At 64.0% G+C, this 24,979-nt stretch carries 25 protein-coding genes and 2 tRNA genes; 14 read left to right on the top strand and 13 right to left on the bottom strand.

The features are described from left to right. Positions 1-122 precede the first annotated feature (122 nt). Entirely contained in the window at positions 123-1,352 is a 1,230-nt protein-coding gene (locus H7J73_RS01475) for an N-acetylmuramoyl-L-alanine amidase (protein ID WP_264065455.1), read from the top strand. On the opposite strand, the gene H7J73_RS01470 is transcribed toward H7J73_RS01475, so the two are convergent. The 9 genes from H7J73_RS01470 to rpmH form a co-directional block, all read right to left on the bottom strand. After that, positions 1,339-2,085, bottom strand: a complete 747-nt coding sequence (locus H7J73_RS01470; protein WP_264065454.1) for an acetyltransferase — start codon at positions 2,083-2,085, stop codon at positions 1,339-1,341. The genes H7J73_RS01475 and H7J73_RS01470 overlap by 14 nt on opposite strands. Positions 2,086-2,333: 248 nt before the next feature. Continuing rightward, positions 2,334-3,314, bottom strand: a complete 981-nt coding sequence (locus H7J73_RS01465) for a ParB/RepB/Spo0J family partition protein (protein WP_264065453.1) — start codon at positions 3,312-3,314, stop codon at positions 2,334-2,336. After that, entirely contained in the window at positions 3,311-4,258 is a 948-nt protein-coding gene (locus H7J73_RS01460) for a ParA family protein (protein ID WP_264065452.1), read from the bottom strand. The genes H7J73_RS01465 and H7J73_RS01460 overlap by 4 nt, the downstream gene beginning before the upstream one ends. Further along, on the bottom strand, positions 4,255-4,962 hold the full coding sequence (gene rsmG, locus H7J73_RS01455) for a 16S rRNA (guanine(527)-N(7))-methyltransferase RsmG (protein WP_264065451.1): 708 nt from the start codon (positions 4,960-4,962) through the stop codon (positions 4,255-4,257). The genes H7J73_RS01460 and rsmG overlap by 4 nt, the downstream gene beginning before the upstream one ends. Positions 4,963-5,013: 51 nt before the next feature. Then, complete coding sequence (locus tag H7J73_RS01450; RefSeq protein ID WP_264065450.1) at positions 5,014-5,571, bottom strand: Jag family protein; 558 nt, start codon at positions 5,569-5,571, stop codon at positions 5,014-5,016. A 90-nt stretch (positions 5,572-5,661) separates the two neighbouring features. Then, on the bottom strand, positions 5,662-6,732 hold the full coding sequence (yidC, locus tag H7J73_RS01445) for a membrane protein insertase YidC (RefSeq protein WP_264065449.1): 1,071 nt from the start codon (positions 6,730-6,732) through the stop codon (positions 5,662-5,664). After that, entirely contained in the window at positions 6,725-7,018 is a 294-nt protein-coding gene (gene yidD / locus H7J73_RS01440) for a membrane protein insertion efficiency factor YidD (protein WP_264065448.1), read from the bottom strand. The genes yidC and yidD overlap by 8 nt, the downstream gene beginning before the upstream one ends. Before the next feature lie 20 nt (positions 7,019-7,038). After that, positions 7,039-7,395 (bottom strand): ribonuclease P protein component, encoded by a 357-nt coding sequence (rnpA, locus tag H7J73_RS01435; protein ID WP_264065447.1) that lies wholly within the window; start codon positions 7,393-7,395, stop codon positions 7,039-7,041. Between the two features lie 23 nt (positions 7,396-7,418). After that, positions 7,419-7,562: a 50S ribosomal protein L34 gene (rpmH, locus tag H7J73_RS01430; protein WP_264065445.1), complete on the bottom strand. Its 144-nt coding sequence runs from the start codon at positions 7,560-7,562 to the stop codon at positions 7,419-7,421. Between the two features lie 592 nt (positions 7,563-8,154). On the opposite strand from rpmH, the gene dnaA reads away from it, so the two are divergent. The 11 genes from dnaA to H7J73_RS01375 all read left to right on the top strand — a co-directional run bounded on the left by dnaA (position 8,155) and on the right by H7J73_RS01375 (position 20,764). Beyond that, positions 8,155-9,681, top strand: a complete 1,527-nt coding sequence (gene dnaA, locus H7J73_RS01425; RefSeq protein WP_264065444.1) for a chromosomal replication initiator protein DnaA — start codon at positions 8,155-8,157, stop codon at positions 9,679-9,681. Positions 9,682-10,282: 601 nt separating this feature from the next. Further along, positions 10,283-11,482 carry a DNA polymerase III subunit beta gene (gene dnaN / locus H7J73_RS01420; RefSeq protein ID WP_264065443.1) on the top strand — a complete coding sequence of 400 codons (1,200 nt, stop codon included), beginning with the start codon at positions 10,283-10,285 and terminating at the stop codon, positions 11,480-11,482. 4 nt (positions 11,483-11,486) lie between these two features. Beyond that, positions 11,487-12,404: a phosphogluconate dehydrogenase (NAD(+)-dependent, decarboxylating) gene (gene gnd, locus H7J73_RS01415; protein WP_435405402.1), complete on the top strand. Its 918-nt coding sequence runs from the start codon at positions 11,487-11,489 to the stop codon at positions 12,402-12,404. A gap of 7 nt (positions 12,405-12,411) precedes the next feature. Beyond that, a complete protein-coding gene (recF, locus tag H7J73_RS01410; RefSeq protein WP_264065441.1) occupies positions 12,412-13,572 on the top strand; it encodes a DNA replication/repair protein RecF in 1,161 nt (386 codons plus the stop codon). After that, on the top strand, positions 13,565-14,161 hold the full coding sequence (locus H7J73_RS01405; RefSeq protein ID WP_264065440.1) for a DUF721 family protein: 597 nt from the start codon (positions 13,565-13,567) through the stop codon (positions 14,159-14,161). The genes recF and H7J73_RS01405 overlap by 8 nt, the downstream gene beginning before the upstream one ends. 224 nt (positions 14,162-14,385) lie before the next feature. Continuing rightward, positions 14,386-16,419 carry a DNA topoisomerase (ATP-hydrolyzing) subunit B gene (gyrB, locus tag H7J73_RS01400; RefSeq protein ID WP_264065439.1) on the top strand — a complete coding sequence of 678 codons (2,034 nt, stop codon included), beginning with the start codon at positions 14,386-14,388 and terminating at the stop codon, positions 16,417-16,419. 53 nt (positions 16,420-16,472) lie between these two features. Next, positions 16,473-19,013: a DNA gyrase subunit A gene (gyrA, locus tag H7J73_RS01395; RefSeq protein WP_264065438.1), complete on the top strand. Its 2,541-nt coding sequence runs from the start codon at positions 16,473-16,475 to the stop codon at positions 19,011-19,013. Positions 19,014-19,073: 60 nt separating this feature from the next. Further along, the gene (locus H7J73_RS01390; RefSeq protein ID WP_264065437.1) at positions 19,074-19,958 is read left to right on the top strand and encodes a DUF3566 domain-containing protein; all 885 of its coding nucleotides are present in this window, start codon (positions 19,074-19,076) and stop codon (positions 19,956-19,958) included. A gap of 77 nt (positions 19,959-20,035) precedes the next feature. Next, positions 20,036-20,109: transfer RNA gene (locus tag H7J73_RS01385), tRNA-Ile, on the top strand. A 173-nt stretch (positions 20,110-20,282) separates the two neighbouring features. Next, positions 20,283-20,355 (top strand) — tRNA-Ala (locus H7J73_RS01380). A gap of 97 nt (positions 20,356-20,452) precedes the next feature. Then, a complete protein-coding gene (locus H7J73_RS01375; RefSeq protein ID WP_264065436.1) occupies positions 20,453-20,764 on the top strand; it encodes a hypothetical protein in 312 nt (103 codons plus the stop codon). Here H7J73_RS01375 and H7J73_RS01370 read toward each other — a convergent pair. Together H7J73_RS01370 and cwsA are read right to left on the bottom strand one after the other, a co-directional pair. Next, the gene (locus tag H7J73_RS01370) at positions 20,761-22,113 is read right to left on the bottom strand and encodes an L-serine ammonia-lyase (protein ID WP_264065435.1); all 1,353 of its coding nucleotides are present in this window, start codon (positions 22,111-22,113) and stop codon (positions 20,761-20,763) included. The two genes, H7J73_RS01375 and H7J73_RS01370, sit on opposite strands and share 4 nt — an antisense overlap. A gap of 22 nt (positions 22,114-22,135) precedes the next feature. Beyond that, on the bottom strand, positions 22,136-22,564 hold the full coding sequence (cwsA, locus tag H7J73_RS01365; protein ID WP_264065434.1) for a cell wall synthesis protein CwsA: 429 nt from the start codon (positions 22,562-22,564) through the stop codon (positions 22,136-22,138). 81 nt (positions 22,565-22,645) lie between these two features. Here cwsA and H7J73_RS01360 point away from each other — a divergent pair, with 81 nt between their 5' ends. Next, positions 22,646-23,194, top strand: a complete 549-nt coding sequence (locus tag H7J73_RS01360; RefSeq protein WP_264065432.1) for a peptidylprolyl isomerase — start codon at positions 22,646-22,648, stop codon at positions 23,192-23,194. A gap of 73 nt (positions 23,195-23,267) precedes the next feature. On the opposite strand, the gene H7J73_RS01355 is transcribed toward H7J73_RS01360, so the two are convergent. Further along, the gene (locus H7J73_RS01355; RefSeq protein WP_264065470.1) at positions 23,268-23,681 is read right to left on the bottom strand and encodes a PH domain-containing protein; all 414 of its coding nucleotides are present in this window, start codon (positions 23,679-23,681) and stop codon (positions 23,268-23,270) included. A gap of 145 nt (positions 23,682-23,826) precedes the next feature. Beyond that, positions 23,827-24,090, bottom strand: a complete 264-nt coding sequence (crgA, locus tag H7J73_RS01350) for a cell division protein CrgA (protein WP_264065431.1) — start codon at positions 24,088-24,090, stop codon at positions 23,827-23,829. Between the two features lie 106 nt (positions 24,091-24,196). Between crgA and H7J73_RS01345 the strand changes: the two genes are divergently transcribed. After that, complete coding sequence (locus H7J73_RS01345) at positions 24,197-24,961, top strand: DUF881 domain-containing protein (protein WP_264065429.1); 765 nt, start codon at positions 24,197-24,199, stop codon at positions 24,959-24,961. Positions 24,962-24,979 lie beyond the last annotated feature (18 nt).

Genomic DNA, 24,979 nt, shown 5'->3' with positions numbered 1-24,979 from the left:
CTTGCTGAGAATCCGCCGGGATGCTTGCCTGGCGTTTTCTCAATCCGGGATGCGGTCTGCGACAATACTGCCAGTCTGCTAGCCGTTACCGGCAGTCGACCACGTGACCGAAGGGCCCTGTTATGTCGAGTCCGCACCCCGGAGATCCCGGAGACGCACTGCGTCTCGGTGTCCGTGCCAGTGCGGTTGCTGAGATCAGGGCCGCCTTGGCCGCATTGGGTCTGGTCGCAGGTTCCGACGACGATCTGAGCACTGGCAGGCACGTCGCCGCAGATGTTTTCGACGCCGACCTCGACGAGGCCGTCCGGGCATTCCAGCAGCGTCGTGGCCTACTGGTCGACGGGATCGTCGGTGAGGCCACCTATCGCGCGTTGCGTGAGGCCTCTTACCGGCTGGGGGCACGGGCCCTCAATCACCAGTTCGGTGCCCCGATGTACGGCGACGACGTCGCGACGCTGCAGGCGCGCCTGCAGGACCTTGGTTTCTATACCGGCATGGTCGACGGTCACTTCGGGTTGCAGACCCACAACGCGCTGATGTCCTATCAGCGGGAGTACGGGTTGTCCTCGGACGGCATCTGCGGCCCAGAAACGTTGCGCTCCTTGTACTTTCTCGGCTCTCGGGTGACCGGCGGCTCGCCGCACGCGATTCGCGAGGAGGAGCTGGTCCGCCGGTCCGGGCCCAAGCTGTCCGGTAAACGGATCATCATCGATCCGGGTCGTGGCGGCAACGATCACGGGCTGATCACACACGGTCCAGCTGGCCCAATCAGCGAGGCAGACGTGTTGTGGGACTTGGCAAGTCGGCTCGAAGGCCGGATGACGGCGGTCGGTATGGAAACCTTCCTGTCGCGGCCCGCCAACCGTAGCCCCCATGATTCGGAGCGCGCCGCCACCGCCAACACGGTCGGCGCCGACCTGATGATCAGTCTGCGCTGCGCCACTCAGGCCAGTCCGGCGGCCAACGGGGTGGCATCGTTCCACTTCGGCAACTCACACGGCTCCGTCTCCACCATCGGCCGCAATCTCGCCGACTTCATTCAGCGAGAAGTAGTGGCGCGCACTGGTTTACGCGACTGCCGCACGCACGGCCGAACCTGGGATCTGCTCCGCTTGACCCGGATGCCGACCGTGCAGGTGGATATCGGCTACATCACAAATCCCCGCGACCGCGCCATGCTGGTTTCGACACAGACACGCGACGCCATCGCCGAGGGCATCCTGGCGGCGGTCAAGCGGCTCTACCTGTTGGGCAAGAACGATCGGCCCACCGGCACCTTCACTTTCGCGGAGCTACTCGCCCACGAGCTGTCCGTGGAACAGCAGGCCGCCGGCCGCCTCAGCAGTTCCTGACGCGGGCGCTGGCTCCGGCCAGTTCAGCCCCCGCCGTCTGCTGCAGTTGAGCACTTTCCAACAGTCGCTCCAACGCCTCTTCGACTTCAGCCTTCCAGCCCAGCCCTTTGTTGAGCTCGAGCCGCAGTCGCGGAAAGTACCGGTGCGGCGCTACGACGACGAAGCCCACCTCCTGGAGAAACTCGGCCTCGATCATGCACTGGTCGAAGGAACAGTCCCCCAACGCGTCCACCGCGGAGAACAGCTCCGGGTCCGCCGTCGCCGGGTCGAGGAGTTCCGTCGATTCCGCGGTTCGACCGAAGGCCTCCAATGCGCGGACTCCGCGACGAACCAGCTCCGCAACCACCTGGGCGATCAAACTGTTGGGGAGTCCGTCGGCAGCCTGGCCCGGTTCCACACCCATCGAGGTCAGCAGAACTGCATCGGCGCTCACGGGCGCGGTGGGAAATCGCTGCGCTCGCGGGACGGCATGCGGCGGCGCGTAGAGCACATAACCCTGGCACTGTGCGTCACTGGCGGTGTCCTCGGCCGCGGGCAGGCTCGCAACCTGCCCGCACGATCCCCACTCCAACATCACCATCGACAGCCACGCTTCTTTTTCGAACTCGGGGTCGGCGAGGTGATCATCGCTTCCAACGATCGCCGGATCGACTTCCCAGAACACGCACCGGCGCGCGTGCTTCGGCAGCTGTTCGAACGCTTCGAGCCTCAGCGGCGTGATTCGAGCAGACACTAGATTCCCGGTCCTTCGTATGGTGCCGTCGTGCGCGGCAGCCCCTCCAGGATAGGAGAGTCGTGACCGGTGTCCAGACGACTATCACCGATTTTGGTGCCGAGTCCGCCGGCTGGAACCCAGCCGGTCCCCGTCCCGCACGCTGATTTCCAATTATGCTGCCACACAACATGTTTGCACGCTGGAGCCGGCGTGGGCGACGTAGCTGTCACAGTGACGTAACTGCCGGGTATCAGTGGGTGTCGGTTTTACTGGCCCGAAGTGTCCATCATGTCGACGATTCTCTGCAGGTCGTCCACGGACCCGAACTCGACCACGATCTTGCCTTTACGTTTGCCAAGACTCACAGTCACCCGGGTGTCGAAGGCACCGGACAGCCTCTCAGCAACGTCCTGCAGGCCAGGCATTTGGATCGGTTTACGACGAGGAGCGGTCGGTGCGGGTACCGTCTCGCGGTTCGCCAGTGTCACCGCCTCCTCGGTGGCACGGACCGACAAACCCTCGGCAACGATGCGGGCCGCGAGCTCTTCCTGGGCCTCCGCCCCAGCTTCCAGAGCGAGAAGCGCCCTGGCATGGCCCGCTGACAGCACACCCGCGGCCACCCGGCGCTGGACCGGTACCGGCAGTCGCAGCAGTCGGATCATGTTACTGATCAGCGGTCGCGACCGACCGATACGAGAAGCGAGTTCATCGTGGGTGACTCCGAACTCGTCGAGCAGCTGCTGATAGGCTGCCGCTTCTTCCAACGGGTTCAGCTGCGCCCGGTGAATGTTCTCCAGGAGCGCGTCGCGTAGCAGGTTGTCGTCGGTGGTCTCACGGACGATGGCCGGGATCGCGGTCATCCCCGCTTCCTGGGCGGCGCGCCAGCGTCGCTCCCCCATCACCAGTTGATAGCGCAGGGGCGCCCCCGGCTCGGTGGGCATCGCCCGCACCACGATCGGCTGCATGAGCCCGAACTCTTTGATCGAGTGCACCAGCTCGGCTAGTGCTTCGTCGTCGAAAACCTGGCGCGGCTGCCGCGGATTGGGTTCGATGGTCTTCGGATCGATCTCCCGGTAGGTCGCGCCCATCTCGTTGACGGGTGCCGGCGGCCCACCCATCAAGACATCGGTAGCGGCAGCTCCCATGCGCGGACCGAAACCCGTCGACTCTTCGTTGGCTGGGCCCGTGGGGATGAGAGCTCCCAGACCGCGACCCAGACCGCCCTTACGACGTGTCGGCTGACTCATGATCGTCCCTTCCCCGTGGCGGCGCCGCGCTCCGCGAGTTCGCGGCTGGCATCCATGTAGCTCATTGCACCCCGGGAGCCGGGGTCATAGTCGATGATCGTCATGCTGTAACCGGGCGCCTCGGAGACCTTGACGCTGCGTGGGATCACCGTCCGGAGAACCTTGTCCCCGAAGAATCGGCGCACCTCGTCGGCCACCTGATCCGCCAGCTTCGTCCGACCGTCATGCATGGTCAAGAGAACGGTCGAGACATCGAGATTCGGATTCAGGTGAGCCTTCACCATCTCGATGTTGTTCATCAGCTGGGACACCCCCTCCAGGGCGTAGTACTCGCACTGAATGGGGATGAGCACCTCCGGGGCGGCGACGAGAGCATTGATGGTCAGCAGACCCAGCGACGGCGGGCAGTCGATGAACACGTAGTCGAAGTCGGAGCCGTCCAGTTCGGCGAGTGCTGTGCGGAGCCGATTTTCCCTGGCCACCATGCTGACCAACTCGATCTCCGCGCCGGCCAGATCGATCGTGGCGGGTACGCAGAACAGTCGATCGCTGTGTGGGCTCCGGCGCAAGGCGGCATGCAATGGCATCTCGCCGATCAACACCTCGTACGACGACGGCGTGCCAGAAGTCCTGTGCTCGATGCCCAGCGCGGTGCTGGCATTGCCCTGCGGGTCGAGGTCGATCACCAGAGTCTTGAGTCCCTGCACGGCCAGCGCCGCGGCCATGTTTACCGCGGTGGTGGTCTTCCCCACGCCGCCCTTCTGGTTGGCGATGGTGAAGAGCCGTCGATGCGTCGGCCGTGCCAGGTGCTCACGCTTGTGTAGCACCTTCATGGCGCGCTCGGCGGCAGCTCCGATCGGGGTGTCGAACTCGCTCGACCCACTCCATGTTTCACGTGAAACGTCACCCGGCTGCTGTGGATCCGGCCCCTCTGACCCGCTCATCGGTCCCTCCTGCCCGAAGGCTGTGACGGCCGCCGGCCGGCCGCCCCGCGTACGCCGCGTCGTGCGACGACCACGGTCGCCGGCGGTGTCAAGTACTTCACGCCACATTTCATCACCCTTGCATCCACTACGCCTAACGACGTCATCGCGCGGCGGTGTTCATCGAGTTCGGCCTCCGCGCGGTCACCCTTGAGCGCCGCCATCACGCCGCCTGGGCGCAGTAACGGCATACTCCACTTCGTCAACTTGTCGAGCGGCGCCACCGCACGCGAGGTCACCACATCGAAGTCACGGTGCTCCGCGAGCACTGCCCGATCCTCGGCTCGGCCGCGAACTACCGTGATGGACTCCAGGCCCAGCATGGTCACCACCTCCGTCAAGAAGGTTGCGCGGCGCAACAGTGGCTCGATGAGAACAACCTGCAAATCAGGGCGAGCGATCGCGAGGGGAATCCCGGGGAGGCCGGCACCACTGCCGACGTCGGCGACCCGGACGCCGTTACCGATAAGTTCCGCGATAGCGGCGCTGTTGAGTACGTGGCGATCCCAGATGCGGTCTGCTTCGCGGGGGCCGATCAGACCCCGCTCCACACCGGCTGTCATGAGAAAGTGCGCGTACTGCTCGGCGGTGCCGAGCGCGGTGCCGAACACCGCGCCGGCCGCCTCCGGAACCTCGGCCATACCGTCATGTTTCACGTGAAACATCCTCCGGTCTTCAGCGCGGTCCCGCTAGAACTACACAGATGTAACTCTTGATCAGTCGGGCAGGATGACGACGCGGCGCGCCGGCTCCACGCCCTCGCTCTCGCTGTGCACCCCGTCGACGGCAGCCACAGCGTCGTGCACGATCTTGCGCTCGAACGGTGTCATGGGCGCCAGCTGCTCGCGCTGTCCGCTCTCCAGGACCCGGCGTGACACCTTGTCCCCCAGTGCCGCCAGCTCGTCACGGCGGCGGCGACGCCAGCCCGCGATGTCCAGCATCAGCCGGCTCCGTTCACCAGTCTTCTGGTGGACAGCCAGGCGGGTCAGTTCCTGCAACGCGTCGAGCACCTCACCCTTACGCCCGACGAGCTTCACCAGATCCTCACCGCCGTCGATGCTGACGACGGCGCGGCTGCCCTCGACATCAAGGTCGATATCGCCGTCGAAGTCCAACAGGTCGAGCAGCTCTTCCAGATAGTCACCGGCGATCTCGCCCTCGGCAACGAGCCGATCCTCGGAGTCCGGCTTCGTCGTCGCTTCGTCCGCCCCGCCGTCGCCGGTGACCGCGGCCTCGTCGTCGATTGTCTGCTCGCTGGTATCGGTATTCGTCATGGCTGTGTATCCCTCTCGATCCCTCTAGATTCAGATACCGGTCTGCTCACAGACCGCGCATCGGGTGCCCGCATCGGTGGCGGGCAAGTATCAGCGCTTTCGCTTCTTGGGCCTGGCACCGGGCCGCGGCGTTGCCGACGGCGTCGACTGCGCCTGACCGTTCGCGGAAGCCGTATCCTCGGCCGCAGAATCCGTCAGCTCGACACCCTCCTGGGCGGGCTCGGGAGTTGCACCATTGGTCAACGGCTTCTTCGCCTTGGTGGGCTTCACACCTGGCGCGGGCGCGTTGGCAGAGCGGCGTTCGATCGCCTCCTGCTTCTTCTCTTCTTCTTCCTTCTCGATCTTGCCGAACACGTAGTGCTGCTGACCGAAGGTCCAGATGTTGTTGGAGAACCAGTACAGGATGATCGCCAGCGGGAGGAATGGACCACCGACGGTGACGCCGAGGGGAAAGACATACAGCGCGAGCTTGTTCATCATCGCGGTCTGTGGATTGGCCGCGGCTTCCGGGCTTTGGCGGGCCACCGACGCCCGACTGTTGAAGTAGGTGGCGACGCCCGCGAGGATCATGATCGGGACACCGACGGCGATCACCGCGGCACGGTTGAAATCGGTGAAGGCATCCAGGCCGGTGGTCTGGATCATGCTGGCGCCGAGAGGGGCACCAAAGAAGTTGGCGTCCAGGAAGTGCGCGACGTCGGTCGCACTGAAGACGTAGTTGCCCGTCGCGCGGTTCTGCTCGACCGACAGGTGCAGCTGACCGAAGCCGCCCTGCGTCCGGTTAAACGAGCGGAGCACGTGATACAGACCGAGGAACACCGGGAGCTGAGCCAGCATCGGCAGACAGCCGAGGATCGGGTTGAACCCGTGTTCCTTCTGGAGCTTTTGCATCTCCAGCGCCATGCGCTGACGGTCCTTGCCGTACTTCTTCTGCAACGCCTTGATCTGAGGCTGTAGCTCCTGCATCTGGCGAGTGGTGCGGATCTGCTTGACGAACGGTTTGTAGAGAATCGCACGCAGCGTGAACACGAGGAACATCACCGACAGCGCCCAGGCGAAGAAATTGCTGGGGCCAAGGACGAACGAGAATGCCTTGTACCAAACCCACATGATCGCCGACACCGGGTAATAGATGATGTCGAGGCTGAACCAATTAAACATAGGACTCGTTCCTGCCGCTGCTGGCGGCATCACTGTCGGTAGGTCGGTCTGGGCGCTCGGGTATCGGGTCCCATCCTCCCCGATGCCACGGACCACACTTCAGCAGGCGGATGGTGGACAACCAACTCCCCCGCACGAACCCGTATTCGGTGAGAGCCTCGACCGCATACTGACTACACGTCGGGGTGAAGCGACAGGTCGGCAGCCGCAGCGGCGACACGGCGTTGCGATAGAACTCGATAACGAAGACGAGAGCTCGGACAGCAGCGGAGCGACGGGCCTTCACAGGTGTTCCGTCGGTGGTGTTCACCTGGTGCCGGCCATGATGTCGTGGGATCGCCGGACACCCTTGCGCAGTTGCTGTTCCAACCGCGTCGACGCGGCAGCACTGCTGCCGGGTAGCGCGCGGATGACCACACGATCGCGAGGGTCCAGATCCGGGATCAAGGACTTGGCCACATGACGTAACCGCCGCGCGACTTGATGCCGCTGCACGGCGGTGCCGACGGACTTGGCGATCACCAGACCGACCCGAGGTCCTTCGGCGTCGGCGTCATCGCGGCGGACATGCACGACGATATCGGGCTGTGCAGCCCGCACTCCATGCTTGACCGTCGCGGCGAACTCGGTGGACCGTGTCATCCGGTACCGCGCTGCGAGCAACGTCGGAGACTACCTGTATGAAATCAGGCAGTCAGCGAGCGGCGGCCCTTGTTGCGCCGCCCAGCGACGATCGCGCGGCCGGCGCGGGTGCGCATCCGCAGACGGAACCCATGCACACGTGCACGGCGCCGATTGTTCGGCTGGAAGGTCCGCTTGCCCTTGGCCACGGCTATTTCTCCTCATTGCATCTGGCCTTCACATCCGCCACGCACATCTACGCTGTGCGCGGGCAGACACGATGACCGTTGGTAAGCTCATGCGTCTTGCTATTGACCGGCGTCAAAACCCTTGAGTTCGCCGGGAAATCCAGTAGTTCCCCCGGGTCGCTGCCGTATCGCCAACGTTCGGGCGACTGCTCGAGGGTACTGACGTGTCTTCGCTGGGTCAAACCCGTCGCGATGGCGACCGAACACCACGATACGGACCTGAAAATGTTGACTGCTGTAACAGCTGTCACGTGATGTCAAGAGGTCGCCAGGAACCGCCGGAGAATGTTGCAGAACGGTTGGCACTCCGAGATAAAACTGTTAGCTTCTGCCAATGCCGTTTCCGACCGGGACGGCCCAGACAACGAAGCACAGGTGCCGGGGGGCACATCCTGGGCCCTCGCATACTGTCGCCGGTACGCTCCCACGCGAGGACTACTGTCTTGTCCACACCTGTGGATAACTTTGTGGACAGATTGGCCCCGCTCTATGTTCGTCTCGGTACCCACCCCGATGCCACGTACCAACACCTCGCAACAAAGGGGATCTGTCGTTGACTGATGATCCCGGTTCCGCATTCGCCACCATGTGGAGCGATGTCGTATCCGAGCTCAACGGCGACCCGGGTGCCAACTTCCCCGATTCCGTCGGTACCAATGGCGACACCCTCAACCGACCACTGACCCCTCAGCAAAGAGCGTGGCTCAAACTGGTCAAGCCGCTGACCATAGTCGAGGGGTTTGCTCTCCTCTCAGTGCCGAGCAGCTTCGTCCAGAACGAGATCGAACGTCATCTCCGTATCCAGATCACCGACGCACTCAGCCGACGGCTCGGCCAACGGGTGGAACTCGGGGTGCGCATCGCACCGCCCGGTGATGACGACCCGGCCGACCCGCCGAACGCCATCTCCCCCGCGCTCACCGACGGACTCACCGATGACGACTCCGACGAAGTCGACGAAGACAGCGAGGCGCTGGCCAGTGCCCACGAGAGCTGGCCATCGTATTTCAACGAACGCCGCCGGGCCGCGGGCGCCACCGCGCCGGAGGGCACCAGCCTCAACCGCCGATACACCTTCGACACGTTCGTCATCGGTGCCTCCAACCGATTTGCCCATGCGGCGGCTCTGGCCATCGCCGAAGCTCCGGCCCGCGCCTACAACCCGTTGTTCATCTGGGGTGAATCCGGACTGGGTAAGACGCACCTACTGCATGCAGCTGGCAATTACGCCCAGCGACTCTTCCCTGGGATGCGTGTCAAATACGTGTCGACCGAAGAGTTCACCAACGACTTCATCAACTCTCTGCGCGACGATCGTAAGGTCGCGTTCAAGCGCAGCTATCGCGATATCGACGTCCTTCTGGTCGACGACATCCAGTTCATCGAGGGCAAGGAAGGTATTCAGGAGGAGTTCTTCCACACCTTCAACACCCTGCACAACGCGAACAAGCAGATCGTCATCTCCTCCGACCGCCCGCCTAAACAGCTGGCCACGCTCGAGGATCGACTGCGGACCCGCTTCGAATGGGGTCTGATCACCGACGTCCAGCCCCCTGAGCTGGAAACCCGAATTGCCATCCTGCGCAAGAAAGCTCAGATGGAGCGGTTGGATGTCCCTCCCGATGTGCTCGAGCTCATCGCGAGCAGCATCGAACGCAACATCCGCGAGCTCGAGGGTGCCCTCATCCGGGTCACCGCCTTCGCGTCGCTGAACAAGACACCGATCGACAAGGCACTGGCCGAGATCGTGCTGCGTGATCTCATCGCCGATGCCAGCACCATGCAGATCAGCGCAGCGACCATCATGGCCGCGACCGCCGAATACTTCGAGACCACCGTCGAGGAGCTGCGCGGGCCCGGTAAGACCAGGGCGCTGGCACAATCGCGCCAGATCGCAATGTATCTGTGCCGCGAGCTCACCGATCTGTCGCTGCCGAAGATCGGCCAGGCATTCGGCCGTGACCACACGACCGTCATGTACGCACAGAAGAAGATCCTCAACGAAATGGCTTACCGCCGCGAGGTCTTCGACCATGTAAAGGAACTGACAACGCGGATCCGGCAGCGCTCCAAGCGCTGAATCTGTCGGCTGCATCTTGCTGTTCGCACCCCCTTGGCACGACACCGTCGTGTCCGGGGGGTGCTTTTGTTGTGTTACCCGGGTACTTCTACGCGGCTCCGGCCGAAAAACTTTCAAGAAACTTCCGGCACAACCACATCATCAGTCACACGAAATCGGTGTGCATACCGCTGTGTACAACCTGCCCACGAGCTGGCGTCTGCCTGTGACAACAGTGGACATCTTCGCCCCGTCCACAGCCCGGACCCGCCGTCCTCACAACCATCCACCGCTCATACACAGGCCCGCAAGACTCTGGACTGCAGTTACGACAGCTCATCCCCATCTTGCACACCCCCTATTACTGTTGCTTATCTATCTCTCTAGATTTCTCTTTGAAGACAGGCGTTGGGGATCAGGTCTTCCACACGGTCTGGCTGCCACTCTCGTCAGCCGCTTGTCGGGGCGATCGATTAGCTTTCAAGATGACAAGGAAAGCTCTACGGTGGGTCTTCTGCAGTTACGGTCACCGTGGCGGGGCAGGGTTCGAGAGTGTCACGGCCGGGATCGCTGGTTGGGGCTGTGAGTAGAAGCTGATCAGTACGGAAGGGACGCTATAGCCGTGGCGACGACAACAGTTGGTCTCACCGACTTGAAGTGCCGCCTGGTGCGAGAGGATTTCGCCGACGCCGTGGCGTGGGTGGCGCGCAATCTCCCGACCAGACCCACCGTGCCTGTCCTGGCCGGCGTGCTGCTGACCGGCACCGACGAGGGCCTGCGGATTTCCGGATTCGACTACGAAGTGTCCGCGGAAGTCCAGGTTGCTGCCGAAATATCTTCTGCTGGAAGTGTTTTGGTGTCGGGCAGGTTGCTCTCGGATATCACCAGGGCACTGCCGGCCAAACCTGTCGATGTCACCGTCGAGGGCACCCGCGTCTCACTGACCTGCGGAAGTGCCCGCTTCTCGCTCCCCACGATGGCTGTCGAGGACTACCCGGCGCTGCCCGCGCTGCCGGACGAGACGGGCATGATTTCCGCGGATCTGTTCGGGGAGGCCATCGGCCAGGTTGCCGTCGCGGCCGGTCGTGACGACACACTGCCGATGCTGACCGGTATTCGGGTCGAAATATCCGGCGAATCAGTCGTTTTGGCGGCGACCGATCGGTTCCGGCTGGCGGTTCGTGAGCTGACCTGGTCGGCGTCGACCGCGGATATCGAAGCTGCGGTGTTGGTTCCTGCGAAGACTCTGGCCGAGGCAGCCAAGGCTGGTACAGCGGGCACCGAGGTGCATCTGTCGCTCGGTGCCGGTGCTGCGGTCGGTAAGGAAGGCCTCCTTGGTATTCGCAGTGCGGGTAAGCGCAGTACCACACGTCTCCTCGATGCGGAATTCCCGAAGTTCCGGCAGTTGTTGCCGACCGAACACACGGCGATGGCGACCATCGGTGTAGCCGAGCTGACCGAGGCGATCAAGCGCGTCGCTCTGGTCGCTGATCGCGGGGCCCAGGTCCGGATGGAATTCGGTGATGGGGTGCTGCGGCTGTCGGCGGGTGCCGATGACGTCGGCCGGGCCGAGGAGGATCTGCCGGTCGAATTCGTCGGTGAGCCCCTGACGATCGCGTTCAATCCCACATATCTCACGGACGGACTGAGTTCTCTGCACTCCGGTCGGGTCTCATTTGGTTTCACCACGCCCAGCCGACCTGCGGTGCTGCGCCCGGCAGGCGAAGATGACGGGGAAAGTCCCCTGACTGGCACAGGCCCTTTCCCCGCTGTTCAGACGGACTACGTATATCTGTTGATGCCGGTCCGTCTCCCGGGCTGACCGAATAACCGCGACGAAAGGGACATCCATGCAGCTGGGTCTGGTCGGACTGGGCAAAATGGGCTTCAACATGCGTGACCGCCTGCGCGAAGGCAGCCACGAAGTCATCGGTTACGACCCGCGCCCAGAAGTCACCGACGTCCCGACGTTGGCGGCACTGGCCGAGGCGCTCGAGGCGCCGCGCGTCGTCTGGGTCATGGTGCCCTCCGGTCCCATCACCGACGACACGATCACCGCCCTGGCCGACGTGCTCAGCGAGGGTGACCTGGTCATAGACGGTGGCAACTCCCGATTCACCGAGGATGGTCCCCACGCAAAGCTGTTGGGCGAGAAGGGCATCGGATTCATCGACGCCGGCGTGTCCGGTGGTATCTGGGGATTGAAGGAAGGCTACGGACTGATGGTCGGCGGCAGCGATGCCGACGTCGCCCGCGTGATGCCGATCTTCGACACCCTGCGTCCGGCCGGCCCGCTCGAGGATGGTTTCGTCCACGCGGGTCCGGTCGGTGCCGGTCATTACGCCAAGATGGTGCACAACGGTATCGAATACGGCCTGATGACGGCCTATGCCGAGGGTTACGAGCTGTTGGCCGCCGAAGAATTGATCACCGATGTCCAGGCTGTCATTCAGGCCTGGACAAACGGCACCGTGGTGCGATCGTGGCTGCAGCAACTGCTGGCGAAGGCACTCAAGGAAGATCCGCATTTCGACGCGATCTCCGGATATACCGAGGATTCCGGTGAAGGCCGGTGGACCGTCGAAGAGGCCATCAACCACCGGGTTCCGATGCCCGTCATCGCGGCGTCACTGTTCGCACGTTTCGCCTCCCGGCAGGATGATTCACCGGCGATGAAGGCGGTCTCGGCGCTGCGCAACCAGTTCGGTGGGCACGCTGTCAAGCGCATCGGCTTGTCCGGGTAACCACCTCTTGTACGTCCGGCACCTGGGTCTACGCGATTTCCGATCGTGGCAGACAGCCGACCTCGAATTGGAACAGGGCCGGACGGTCTTCGTCGGTCCAAACGGTCACGGTAAAACCAATCTTGTTGAAGCTCTGTGGTATTCATCGACTTTGGGTTCGCACCGGGTAACTACCGATGCGCCACTGATCCGGGCTGGGGCGGACCGGGCAGTGGTGTCGACCATCGTGGTCAACGAAGGACGGGAGCTTGCCGTTGATCTCGAGATCGCGGCCGGCCGGGCGAACAAGGCCCGGCTGAACAGATCGCCGGTACGCAGCGCACGGGAAATTCTCGGTGCGTTGCGCACGGTGTTGTTTGCGCCGGAGGATCTGGCACTGGTTCGCGGTGACCCCGGCGACAGGCGGCGCTATCTCGACGAGTTGGCGACTATTCGTCGACCCCGAATCGCCGGTGTGCGTGCCGATTACGACAAAGTGCTGCGCCAGCGCACCGCGTTGCTGAAATCGGCGGCGGGCTCGAGATACCGCGGAGACCGTGGAGCGCTCGATACTCTCGACGTGTGGGACGGACACCTGGCCGTCCACGGTGCTGAGTTGATGGCGGCCCGGCTGGAACTGGTCGGTGCGCTGGCGCCGGAGGTGGAGAAGGCTTACCAACTGTTGGCGCCCTCTTCGCGGCCGGCGGCGATCAACTACCGCAGCAGTGTGGACAAGGTCATCGACGCCCCGACTGCGTCGGACACGACGGATTCATTGCGGGCCGGATTACTCGAGGCGCTGGCGTTGCGTCGGGACGCCGAGATCGAGCGTGGGGTGTGTCTGGTCGGCCCGCACCGGGATGATCTCGAGCTGTGGCTCGGCGAACAGCCAGCGAAAGGCTTTGCCAGCCATGGGGAATCGTGGTCGATGGCGTTGTCGTTGCGACTGGCGTCCTATGAGTTGCTGCGTAGTGAGGGCACCGACCCGGTACTGCTTCTCGACGATGTCTTCGCCGAACTGGACACCTCGCGTCGGCGGGCATTGGCGACGGTGGCCGCTTCGGCCGAGCAGGTACTTGTGACAGCTGCGGTGCCAGAGGACATTCCGCAGGATTGGGACGTGCGCCGGATCCCGATCACGCTCAAAGATGGTGACAGCGGCCGGATTTCGGTGGTGGACAATGGCTAGTGACGAACCTGACGAGCAGAACAATTCCGACGACACGACTGACGACCAGGTGGGCCCACCCGAGCGCCTGACGCGGCTTGCCGGGATGGATCTGGTCCGTCGGACGCTGGAAGAGGCCCGCGGCGCGGCACGCACCCAGGGCAAAGACGTCGGTCGCGGCGGAAAGTCACCGACGGCCCGTCGGGCGTTCGGAGCGGGTACCAGGCGCAGTTGGTCCGGGCCGGGACCGGACAGTCGTGACCCGCAAACGCTGGGCGCAGCGACCAACGAATTGTCCAAGAGCCGGGGCTGGACGCCGCGGGTGGCCGAAGGCGCGGTGTTCGCGCAGTGGGCTGCGGTGGTCGGCGAGCAGATCGCCGAGCACGCGGAGCCGATGACCTTGCGCGACGGTGTGCTGAGCATTTCGGCGGAGAGCACCGCCTGGGCCACCCAGTTACGGACAGTTCAGGCTCAGCTGCTCGCGAAGATTGCGGCCGCCGTCGGCGACGGTGTGGTCACCAGCGTGAAGATCACCGGGCCGAGCGCACCGTCATGGCGAAAAGGAAAGCTGCATATCTCCGGTCGTGGGCCTCGCGATACCTACGGCTGAACCGCCGACTGCGGCGTCGGCTGAGAGCCACGAGAAACAAATTTCTTGCCCGAACGCACGTCCTGACGCACCGGGAATCGCGATACTGCGCGCACGGCCAAGTTAGATAGGTAGAAACACCGCCGCAGTATCGGTCCTGACGGTGGTTGACGGTAGACTGAACGCAAGACATGCTGCGGTGACTGGACCGCGTGCACGCGACCCCCGAGGAGAACTTCCCGACCGTGGCTGCCCAGAATAATAACGAGCCCAAGGAATACGGCGCGTCCTCTATCACCATCCTTGAGGGCTTGGAAGCGGTCCGTAAACGGCCTGGCATGTATATCGGCTCCACTGGTGAGCGCGGTCTGCACCACCTCATCTGGGAAGTTGTCGACAACTCCGTCGATGAGGCGATGGCCGGTTACGCCAACCAGGTCGATGTCCGCATCCTCGAAGACGGCGGTGTCGAGGTCTCCGACAACGGCCGTGGAATCCCCGTCGCCATGCACGCCTCGGGCAGCCCGACCGTCGACGTCGTGATGACCCAGCTGCATGCCGGTGGCAAGTTCGGTGGGGAGGACAGCGGTTACACCGTTTCCGGTGGTCTGCACGGCGTCGGTGTTTCCGTGGTGAACGCTCTGTCGCGACGCCTCGAGGTCGATATCTCCCGCGACGGCTTCGAGTGGACGCAGTCCTACGACCGGTCCGAGCCCAATACCCTCAAACAGGGCGAGAAGACCCGCAAGACGGGTACGACCATCAGGTTCTGGGCCGACGGCGATATCTTCGAGACCACGGTCTATGACTTCGAGACCGTCGCGCGCCGGTTGCAGGAGATGGCGTTCCTGAACAAGGGACTGACCATCAACCTGACCGACGAGCGGGTGGCGCAGGACGAAGTGACCGAAGAGGTGGTCAGCGATACCGCGGCCGCGCCGAAGTCCGCCGACGAGCAGGCCGCGGAGAAGGCGGCACCGCACAAGGTCAAGCACCGCACGTTCCACTACCCCGGCGGGTTGGTCGACTACGTCAAGCACATCAACCGGACCAAGAACCCGATCCACACCAGCATCATCGACTTCTCCGGCAAAGGTCCCGGCCACGAGGTCGAAATCGCTCTGCAGTGGAATGCCGGCTATTCGGAATCAGTACACACCTTCGCCAACACGATCAACACCCATGAGGGCGGCACTCACGAAGAGGGTTTCCGTGCTGCGTTGACCACGGTGGTGAACAAGTACGCCAAGGACAAGAAGCTCCTCAAAGAGAAGGACACCAACCTCACCGGCGATGACATTCGTGAGGGGCTGGCCGCCGTCATCTCGGTGAAGGTCGCTGAGCCGCAGTTCGAAGGCCAGACCAAGACCAAGCTCGGTAACACCGAAGTCAAGTCTTTCGTGCAGAAGGCGTGCAACGAGCAGCTTGCACACTGGTTCGAGGCTAACCCGGCCGAGGCCAAAACCATTATCAACAAGGCGGTTTCATCAGCTCAGGCGCGTATCGCGGCGCGTAAGGCCCGCGAGTTGGTTCGGCGCAAGAGTGCCACCGACATCGGCGGTCTGCCCGGCAAGCTCGCCGACTGCCGCTCCACGGATCCCCGTAAGTCGGAACTGTATGTGGTGGAGGGCGATTCGGCCGGCGGCTCGGCGAAGAGTGGCCGCGACTCGATGTTCCAGGCGATCCTGCCGTTGCGCGGCAAGATCATCAACGTCGAAAAGGCGCGTATTGACCGCGTTTTGAAGAACACGGAAGTCCAGGCCATCATCACTGCGTTGGGCACCGGCATTCACGACGAATTCGATCTGGCCAAGCTGCGCTATCACAAGATCGTGTTGATGGCCGACGCCGACGTCGACGGCCAGCACATCTCCACTTTGCTGCTGACACTGCTGTTCCGCTTTATGCGCCCGCTTATCGAGAACGGTCACGTGTATCTGGCCCAGCCGCCGCTGTACAAGCTGAAATGGCAACGCTCCGAACCGGAATTCGCCTACTCCGACCGCGAGCGCGACGGTCTGCTCGAGACCGGTAAGGCCGCAGGCCGGCGGATCAACGCCGAAGACGGTATCCAGCGCTACAAGGGTCTTGGTGAGATGGACGCCAAGGAACTATGGGAGACCACGATGGATCCGTCAGTGCGCGTCTTGCGTCAGATCACGCTCGACGACGCGGCTGCTGCCGACGAACTGTTCTCCATCCTGATGGGAGAGGACGTCGAGGCCCGCCGCAGCTTCATCACTCGCAATGCCAAAGACGTTCGCTTCCTGGATGTTTGATCTTGTCGGCGTGCGCCGCAAGAGTCAATCACTGAGCTACTGACGAGGAACTGATGACAGACACCCTGCCACCCGGCGGAGACGAAACCGACCGCGTCGAACCGGTCGACATCCAGCAGGAGATGCAGCGCAGCTACATCGACTATGCGATGAGCGTCATCGTCGGTCGCGCGCTTCCCGAAGTCCGCGACGGTCTCAAGCCGGTGCACCGCCGGGTGCTGTACGCCATGTATGACTCCGGGTTCCGGCCCGACCGTGGCCATGCCAAATCGGCGCGCTCGGTTGCGGAAACGATGGGTAACTATCACCCGCACGGTGACTCGTCGATCTACGACACCCTGGTGCGGATGGCGCAGCCGTGGTCACTGCGCTATCCGCTGGTCGACGGGCAAGGCAACTTCGGTTCGCCGGGCAACGATCCGCCAGCTGCCATGCGGTACACCGAAGCACGTCTGACGCCGCTGGCGATGGAGATGCTGCGTGAAATCGACGAGGAGACAGTCGATTTCATCCCGAACTATGACGGCCGCGTGCAAGAGCCGACCGTCCTGCCCAGCCGGTTCCCGAACCTGCTGGCCAACGGTTCGGGCGGTATCGCCGTCGGCATGGCCACCAACATGCCGCCCCACAATCTGCGTGAGCTGGCCGAGGCGGTGTTCTGGTGCCTCGACAACTACGAGGCCGACGAGGAAGCCACCCTGGCCGCGGTGACCGAACGGGTGAAGGGACCCGACTTCCCCACCTACGGACTGATTGTCGGCTCGCAGGGTATCCACGACGCGTACACCACGGGCCGGGGCTCCATCCGGATGCGCGGCGTGGTGGAGATCGAGGAAGATTCCAAAGGCAAGACGCTGCTTGTCATTACGGAGTTGCCGTATCAGGTCAACCACGACAACTTCATCACCTCGATCGCGGAGCAGGTGCGCGACGGGCGGCTGACCGGTATCTCCAATGTGGAGGACCAGGGCAGTGACCGGGTCGGTATGCGCATCGTCGTCGAGATCAAGCGCGATGCCGTGGCGAAGGTGGTGCTGAACAACCTTTACAAGCACACCCAGCTGCAGACCAGCTTCGGCGCGAACATGCTCTCGATCGTCGACGGTGTCCCCCGCACTCTGCGCCTGGACCAGCTGATCCGGCTCTACGTCGTGCACCAGTTGGACGTCATCGTCCGCCGGACCATCTACCGGCTGCGCAAGGCCAACGAGCGGGCCCACATTCTGCGCGGCCTGGTCAAGGCGCTCGATGCGCTGGACGAGGTCATCGCGTTGATCCGGGCTTCGGCCAACGTCGACGTCGCCCGCACCGGCCTGATCGAGCTGCTCGATGTCGACGAGATCCAGGCGCAGGCCATCCTTGACATGCAGCTGCGGCGCCTGGCCGCCCTCGAGCGCCAGCGCATCGTCGACGACCTGGCCAAGATCGAGGCCGAGATAGCCGACCTCGAGGACATCCTGGCCAAGCCGGAGCGTCAGCGGGCCATCGTGCACGACGAGTTGGCCGAGCTCGTGGAGAAATACGGCGACGACCGTCGCACCCGGATCATCCCGGCCGACGGCGACGTGGCCGACGAGGATCTGATCGCCCGCGAAGAGGTGGTCGTCACGATCACCGAGACCGGTTACGCGAAACGGACGAAATCGGATCTGTACCGCAGCCAGAAACGCGGCGGCAAGGGTGTGCAGGGTGCCGGCCTCAAGCAGGACGACATCGTCAAGCACTTCTTCGTCAGCTCGACCCATGACTGGATCCTCTTCTTCACCACGCAGGGCCGGGTCTATCGCGCCAAGGCCTACGAACTGCCGGAGGCGTCGCGGACCGCGCGCGGCCAGCATGTGGCGAACCTGCTGGCTTTCCAGCCGGAGGAGCGCATCGCGCAGGTCATCCAGATCAAGAGCTACGAGGATGCGCCGTACCTGGTGCTCGCCACGAAGAACGGTCTGGTCAAGAAGTCCAAGCTGACCGACTTCGATTCAAACCGCTCCGGTGGCATCGTCGCGGTCAACCTGCGTGAGGGTGACGAGCTGGTCGGTGCGGTGCTGTGCTCCGCGGAGAACGACCTGCTACTGGTTTCGGCCAACGGACAGTCGATCAGGTTCTCGGCGACCGACGAGGCACTGCGGCCGATGGGCCGAGCTACGTCCGGTGTGCAGGGCATGCGGTTCAACGCCGACGATCAGCTGCTTTCGCTCAACGTCGTGCAGGAGGACACCTACTTGCTGGTCGCGACGGCCGGCGGTTATGCCAAGCGCACGGCCATCGAGGAGTACACAGTCCAGGGCCGTGGTGGAAAAGGCATCCTGACCATTCAGTACGACCGGCGGCGTGGCAGTCTGGTTGGCGCGTTGATCGTCGACGATGACACCGAGCTGTACGCCATCACCTCGGGCGGCGGTGTCATCCGTACCAAGGCCAAGCAGGTTCGCAAGGCCGGTCGCCAGACCAAGGGTGTTCGGTTGATGAACCTGGGTGACGGCGACACACTGTTGGCGATTGCGCGCAACGCCGAGGAAAGCGACGAGGACGAGCTGTCCGGGTCAGAGCCAGAGCCAGAATCCGGGTCCGAGTCGGAGTCCGAGACGGACGAGTAACGTCCGGCACGGAGCGGTTCGACAGACGCGGCGCGGCGCGCCACCATCAGAGGAGAAACGGTGAGTTCACCGAACGAGCCAGGCCATATCGGACCTGGCGACGGCACGGGTAATGGGAACGGCTCGGTCGACCGCTCGGCCGGCGGCGCCCGGCCCGGACCTTCGGGCCGACTCACCGACTCCGGTCCTCCGACCGCGCGGATCGCGGATTCGGCGGAGGTACCGCCCTGGCAGCGGGGCGCTGGTCGAACGCAGCAGTCGGGTCCGCATCAGCCGCCGGCGCGGCAGGATCCGCCGCGGCCTGCGGCCCACTCCCCCGAGGCTCGGCCCAATCGGTACATCGCCGGGACCGCTGCACCGGGCGTGCAGCCTCCGGCACCGGTCGCAGAGCCCGAGGCGCCGGCCCGTGCCGACGCCCCCAGGACCAAGGAGTACGGAAGCGAACTGCCCGATCTGTCGGGTCCGGTATCGCGTCCGGTTCAGGCGCGCCGATCGTCTCCGGAGCGCACGGATGCCCCGGCGGCCGGCACCAACCGGAACGCCGGCGGCGCGCGCGTGCAGGTCGCCGGCCGGAGTAAGAGCGGACCGGTCCGGGCGACCATGCAGATCCGTCGGGTGGATCCGTGGAGCGCACTGAAGGTGTCACTGCTGTTGTCGGTCGCGCTGTTCTTCGTGTGGATGATCGCCGTCGCATTCCTCTACCTGGTGCTCGGCGGAATGGGCGTGTGGAGCAAGCTCAACAGCAATGTCGGTGACCTGCTGACCAGCAGCGGCGGCAGCGGCGGCGAACTGGTCTCCAGTGGCACTATCTTCGGCGGCGCCCTGTTGATCGGTCTGGTCAACATCGTGCTGCTCACCGCGATGGCCACCATCGGTGCGTTCATCTACAACCTGACCACCGATATCGTCGGCGGCATCGAGGTGACGTTGGCCGACCGCGACTAGAGGTCGCTGTTCAGGAGCGAATTTGGGTGCCTGACCACCGATGCGGTAATCTCGCTCCTCGGTCGTGTGCACGTTACGGGCCTATAGCTCAGGTGGTTAGAGCGCTTCGCTGATAACGAAGAGGTCGGAGGTTCGAGTCCTCCTAGGCCCACTGGAAGTCGGTGGGATCCGGCGGGCTCCAGGCAGAAGGGCGGTCCGTGAAACGGTTGTTCGTCTTCTTGGCGCTTCTGTCGGCCGGTGCGGTGGTGTTACGGTCGCGACAGCGTGTCGAGGTCTGGCACGTCGCGGCGGACCAGACCGTCGACCAGCCCGCCTAGCGGGTAAGGGGCCTTAGCTCAGTTGGTAGAGCGCTGCCTTTGCAAGGCAGATGTCAGGAGTTCGAATCTCCTAGGCTCCACATGTAAATCGAACCCCGTCGAGGGTCTGCTGCCAGCGTACGGCGCGTAAACCTCCGTAGCCTGGTACCAGAACAGCTACTCGTAAAGAGGTTCGGCATGCTTCGTGTCCCACAAGCGTCATGGTTTTATGACGCCGCGCGGAGATGGGCCCTCGGAGCTACAGCGGTCGCGGCAGTGATCGCCTCGCTCGCATTAGCCCCATCGGCTTCAGCCGATGGGGCAGACGCCGTCATCGCCGATCTGGAGGCCAAGGGCTACCTTGTGCAGATCAATTGGCTCAACGGCTTCGATGCCGCCCCGCTGTCACGATGCACGGTGGTCCAGGTGCACAATCCCAACACTCCGAGCGACGCTGCGGGTGGCACTGTGTACGTCGACGTGCACTGCCCGAATCACCAGGACGACTAACATTCCACGACGTTGAGCGCGAGACCGCCCAGTGACGTCTCCTTGTACTTGTCCTGCATATCGGCGCCGGTCTCCCGCATCGTCTTGATGGCCGTATCGAGGCTGACGTGATGGGTCCCGTCACCGCGCAATGCCATCCGCGCCGCGGTGATCGCTTTGACGGCGGCGACCGCGTTGCGTTCGATACAGGGAATCTGCACCAGTCCCCCGACCGGGTCGCAGGTCAGACCGAGGTTGTGCTCGATGCCGATCTCGGCGGCGTTCTCTATCTGGGCGGGCGTCCCACCCATGACGGCGGCCAGGCCGGCGGCGGCCATCGAACAGGCTGATCCGACTTCACCCTGGCAGCCCACCTCGGCCCCGGAGATCGAGGCGTTGGCCTTGAACAGCACCCCGATCGCGCCCGCGGTCAACAGGAACTGCACCACTCCGTTGTCGGAGGCGCCGGGCAGGAACCGCCGGTAGTAGTGCAGCACGGCCGGGATCACTCCGGCCGCACCGTTGGTCGGCGCCGTGACGATCCGGCCGCCGGCGGCATTCTCTTCGTTGACCGCCAGGGCGTAGACGGTCACCCAGTCCATGGCATACATCGGATCGGTCGGATCGGCCTCGAGCGCAGCGGCTAGCGAACTCGCTCGACGCCGCACATGCAGGCTGCCCGGCAACGTGCCGCTGGCACGCAGGCCAGTGCTCACACACTGCTGCATCACCGACCAGATCCTCAGCAGCCCGTCGCGCACCTCTTGTGGTGAGCCCTCTTCGTTGCGCAGCATCAGCTCGGCGATGGTGATGTCGTGTTGTTCGGCCAGCGCCACCAACTCGGCCGCGGTGCCGAAGCGGTACGGCAGCTCCCGTTCGTCGAGACGCGGGTGCGCTGCCTCGTCCTCGTCGACGACGAAACCGCCACCGACCGAGAAATAGGTGCGCTCGCCGAGGAGTCCGCCGTCGGCGCCGATAGCACTGAATCGCATGCCATTGCTGTGAAAGTCCAAGGTGCGCAACATCAATGAGATATCTGTTTCGACGCTGAAGCCGATCGCCGGACCGTCGGGCAGCTGTAACCGACTGCTGGCTCGGATCTCCTCCAACCGGGCCCGGGCAGCCAGTGGGTTCACCTTCTCGGGGGCGTTGCCTTCCAGGCCCAACACTACGGCGCCGACGGTCCCATGGCCGTGTCCCGTCGCGCCGAGTGATCCGAACAGTTCCACGCGCACACCGTCGGTGCGACCGAGGACACCGGCATCGGTGAGATGGCGGACGAAGCGTGCCGCGGCACGCATCGGGCCCACGGTATGCGAACTCGATGGTCCGATCCCGATCGAGAACAACTCGAAAACACCGACGGCCATCAGCGGCAGCTAACTTCGAAGACTACGGTTTCGGGTCGACTTGAACACTGGGCGGCAGCGTCGACGGCTCGGGTCGCGAGGATCGCCGGATCGCCGAGAACGCGATCGCTCCCCCAGCTACGACCACCGCGCCGACGCCGGCGGCCACCAGCCAGCGGCGCCGACCGGGATGTTGTGCCGAGCGGGCCTCCTGGATGGCGTCCGGTAGCCCCGAGACGACCTCTCCCGCGGCGGCCAGCTCACGAGTGATGGTCTCCTGCGCGGCGGCCAGTTCGCGGCGGAGTTGGCTCTTGCGGTAGCGCCGGCGCAACTCGCCTGTGGTGGCCGCGAGCGACTGCGCACCGAGTCCCGCTACTCCCCTGGTCACGTCAACCGGTCCCACGGTGGAATAGACCAGGCCGCGGGCCAGTCGTTGTCTCGGAGTCAGCCGGTTGTCGGTCTTCACGCTCATCTCTCCAGCCTGCCATCTACACCGGTCGTGCGTGGCCGATAGGGGCCTGGAGACGGGGTCGGGGATTCGCCGTAGGCGGTAGTGGCAGACTGTAAAGCCGTGACTACGAGCCCCATTCAGACTGCCACCGCCACGCTGCACACCAACCGCGGCGATATCAAGATTGCCCTGTTCGGTAATCACGCGCCCAAGACCGTTGCGAACTTCGTCGGCCTGGCCCAGGGCACCAAGGAGTACTCGACCGAGAACGCATCGGGCGGGGCCTCCGGCCCGTTCTACGACGGCGCCGTGTTCCACCGCGTCATCGAGGGTTTCATGCTTCAGGGTGGCGACCCCACCGGCACCGGCCGCGGTGGACCCGGCTACAAGTTCGCCGACGAATTCCACCCCGAGCTGCAGTTCGACAAGCCCTACCTGCTCGCGATGGCGAACGCCGGCCCGGGTACCAACGGCTCGCAGTTCTTCATCACGGTCGGCAAGACTCCGCACCTCAACCGTCGCCACACCATCTTCGGTGAGGTTGTCGACGAGGAGTCGCAGAAGGTTGTCGACGCGATTGGCACCACGGCCACCGATCGCAACGACCGTCCGGTCGAGCCGGTTGTCATCGAGTCGGTCACCATCTCCTGACTTTCACCGCCGAAATCGACGCTCGAGAGCGAAAGTGCGAGTCACTCGCTCCCGAGCGTCGATTTCCGCGTTTCTAGCCGGCGTACCCGGCTGCCGTCAGCGCGTCGAGCACGGTCAGCGGCTCGACTCCGAGGTCCCAACGGGTGAAGACGTGCAGCCGGTCTTCGGCGGTGTCGATCTCCAAAAGACGGACTTTCCGTCCGATGCGGCGGAACTCCGTGATCCGCACCAGAGCGATGTCCGACTGCTGCAAAGTCTGAGTGCGCCACCAGCCCCGGATCACCAGGCCGTCGTCGGTGATAGCTAGCTTCGGGTGCGCGCGCCAGGAGAATGTTGCAAACAAAAATAGACCGACTGCGGCAACGCTGATGAGAATTCGACCCGGGGTATCTGTGACTAGCGTCACAGCGCCAAAACCCAACAGAATTCCGGTGATCCCCACCCCCGCGACACCCAACGGTCGGGGGCCCCACTCAGTTTGCTGGATCGGATGCATAGGTGCTCTTACCGTTGCCGATGGAGTTATCCACAAGTGCTATCCACAATGGGGATGAATCACACGCGTGTGATTGGCTCGCCGTGTTGCCGGATCCTCAAAAGGCACCTACGGGTGATTTTGGATACAATTTTCGCTACCGCCACCGCATTGTGAGCAACAAGCCCGCAATCATGAAGGCAAAGGCGATCGCGTAGTTCCAGGCCCCCAGATCAGCCATCCACGGCAAGGATGTGGAGGCGAGCTGGAAGACCAACAGCCACGCCAGCCCAACCAACATCAGGCCACAGAACAACACGACGAACCACACGCTCGACGGGCCCGTCTTCACCTTCACCGGGGTACGGCTGACCGGGTTGATGGTGAAGTCGTTTTTCTTGCGAACCTTGGACTTGGGCATGGTTACCTTCGGGCAGTGGAACTGGTGCGACGATGGAAGCCGCACAGGATCGCTACGAGACTATCGCAGCGCTGCCATTACCTGAGAATTCCCGGAAGGACCGCCGATGACACGCGCAACGGCAGCCCCTGAGGAGTCTCGTCGGTCCCGCTGGCGCTACGGGGTACCGGTGGTCTGTTTGGCGGCCGGTCTGCTGCTCGCTGCGACACACGGGGTATCCGGTGGCGGTGAGATCCGGGGCAGCGATTCGCCCCGCCTGGTCGACCTGGTCCGCGAGGCCCAACAGTCGGTGGACCAGCTGAGCGGCCAACGGGACGCCCTGGCCACCCAGATCGACGACACCCACGGCCGCTCGAGCGACACGGCCCTGACGGCGATGCTGGCGAGGGCGGCCGAACTCGCTGCGGAGGCCGGCCTGAACCCGGTCCACGGCCCCGGCCTGACCATCACTCTCACCGACGCCCAGCGCGACGCCAACGGGCGATTCCCGCGCGATGCCACGCCCGACGACCTGGTGGTGCATCAACAGGACATCCAGGCGGTGTTGAACGCACTGTGGAGCGCGGGCGCCGAGGCCGTCCAGATGCAGGACCAGCGGATCATCGGCACTTCGGCGCCGCGCTGTGTGGGCAATACGTTGTTGCTCAACGGGCGGACCTACAGCCCGCCGTACACGGTGACCGCGATCGGAGACGTCTCCGCGATGAAGGCGGCACTGGCCGCCGCTCCCCTGGTGACGCTCTACAAGCAGTACGTCGTCAGATTCGGGCTTGGGTACACCGAGCAGGCCGGTAGCGATGTGCAGGTGGTCGGCCACACCGAACCGCTGCGCATGCGGTACGCGCAGCCGGCCGGTCCAATCGGTTATTGAGTCGGTATGGCACCCCGG

Source organism: Mycolicibacterium komossense (assembly GCF_025822605.1).
GTDB classification, from domain to species: Bacteria; Actinomycetota; Actinomycetes; order Mycobacteriales; family Mycobacteriaceae; genus Mycobacterium; species Mycobacterium komossense.
This window is presented reverse-complemented; position numbering and strand designations above follow the sequence as displayed.

Excerpts from the sequence above, each read along its gene's own strand:
- H7J73_RS01475 (WP_264065455.1), top strand. The coding sequence starts at position 123 with ATGTCGAGTCCGCACCCCGGAGATCCCGGAGACGCACTGCGTCTCGGT.
- H7J73_RS01460 (WP_264065452.1), bottom strand. The coding sequence starts at position 4,258 with ATGAGCGGGTCAGAGGGGCCGGATCCACAGCAGCCGGGTGACGTTTCA.
- gyrA (WP_264065438.1), top strand. The coding sequence starts at position 16,473 with ATGACAGACACCCTGCCACCCGGCGGAGACGAAACCGACCGCGTCGAA.
- H7J73_RS01405 (WP_264065440.1), top strand. The coding sequence starts at position 13,565 with ATGGCTAGTGACGAACCTGACGAGCAGAACAATTCCGACGACACGACT.
- rsmG (WP_264065451.1), bottom strand. The coding sequence starts at position 4,962 with ATGTTTCACGTGAAACATGACGGTATGGCCGAGGTTCCGGAGGCGGCC.
- H7J73_RS01375 (WP_264065436.1), top strand. The coding sequence starts at position 20,453 with ATGCTTCGTGTCCCACAAGCGTCATGGTTTTATGACGCCGCGCGGAGA.
- H7J73_RS01345 (WP_264065429.1), top strand. The coding sequence starts at position 24,197 with ATGACACGCGCAACGGCAGCCCCTGAGGAGTCTCGTCGGTCCCGCTGG.
- crgA (WP_264065431.1), bottom strand. The coding sequence starts at position 24,090 with ATGCCCAAGTCCAAGGTTCGCAAGAAAAACGACTTCACCATCAACCCG.
- cwsA (WP_264065434.1), bottom strand. The coding sequence starts at position 22,564 with ATGAGCGTGAAGACCGACAACCGGCTGACTCCGAGACAACGACTGGCC.
- H7J73_RS01370 (WP_264065435.1), bottom strand. The coding sequence starts at position 22,113 with ATGGCCGTCGGTGTTTTCGAGTTGTTCTCGATCGGGATCGGACCATCG.
- H7J73_RS01465 (WP_264065453.1), bottom strand. The coding sequence starts at position 3,314 with ATGAGTCAGCCGACACGTCGTAAGGGCGGTCTGGGTCGCGGTCTGGGA.
- yidC (WP_264065449.1), bottom strand. The coding sequence starts at position 6,732 with ATGTTTAATTGGTTCAGCCTCGACATCATCTATTACCCGGTGTCGGCG.
- H7J73_RS01450 (WP_264065450.1), bottom strand. The coding sequence starts at position 5,571 with ATGACGAATACCGATACCAGCGAGCAGACAATCGACGACGAGGCCGCG.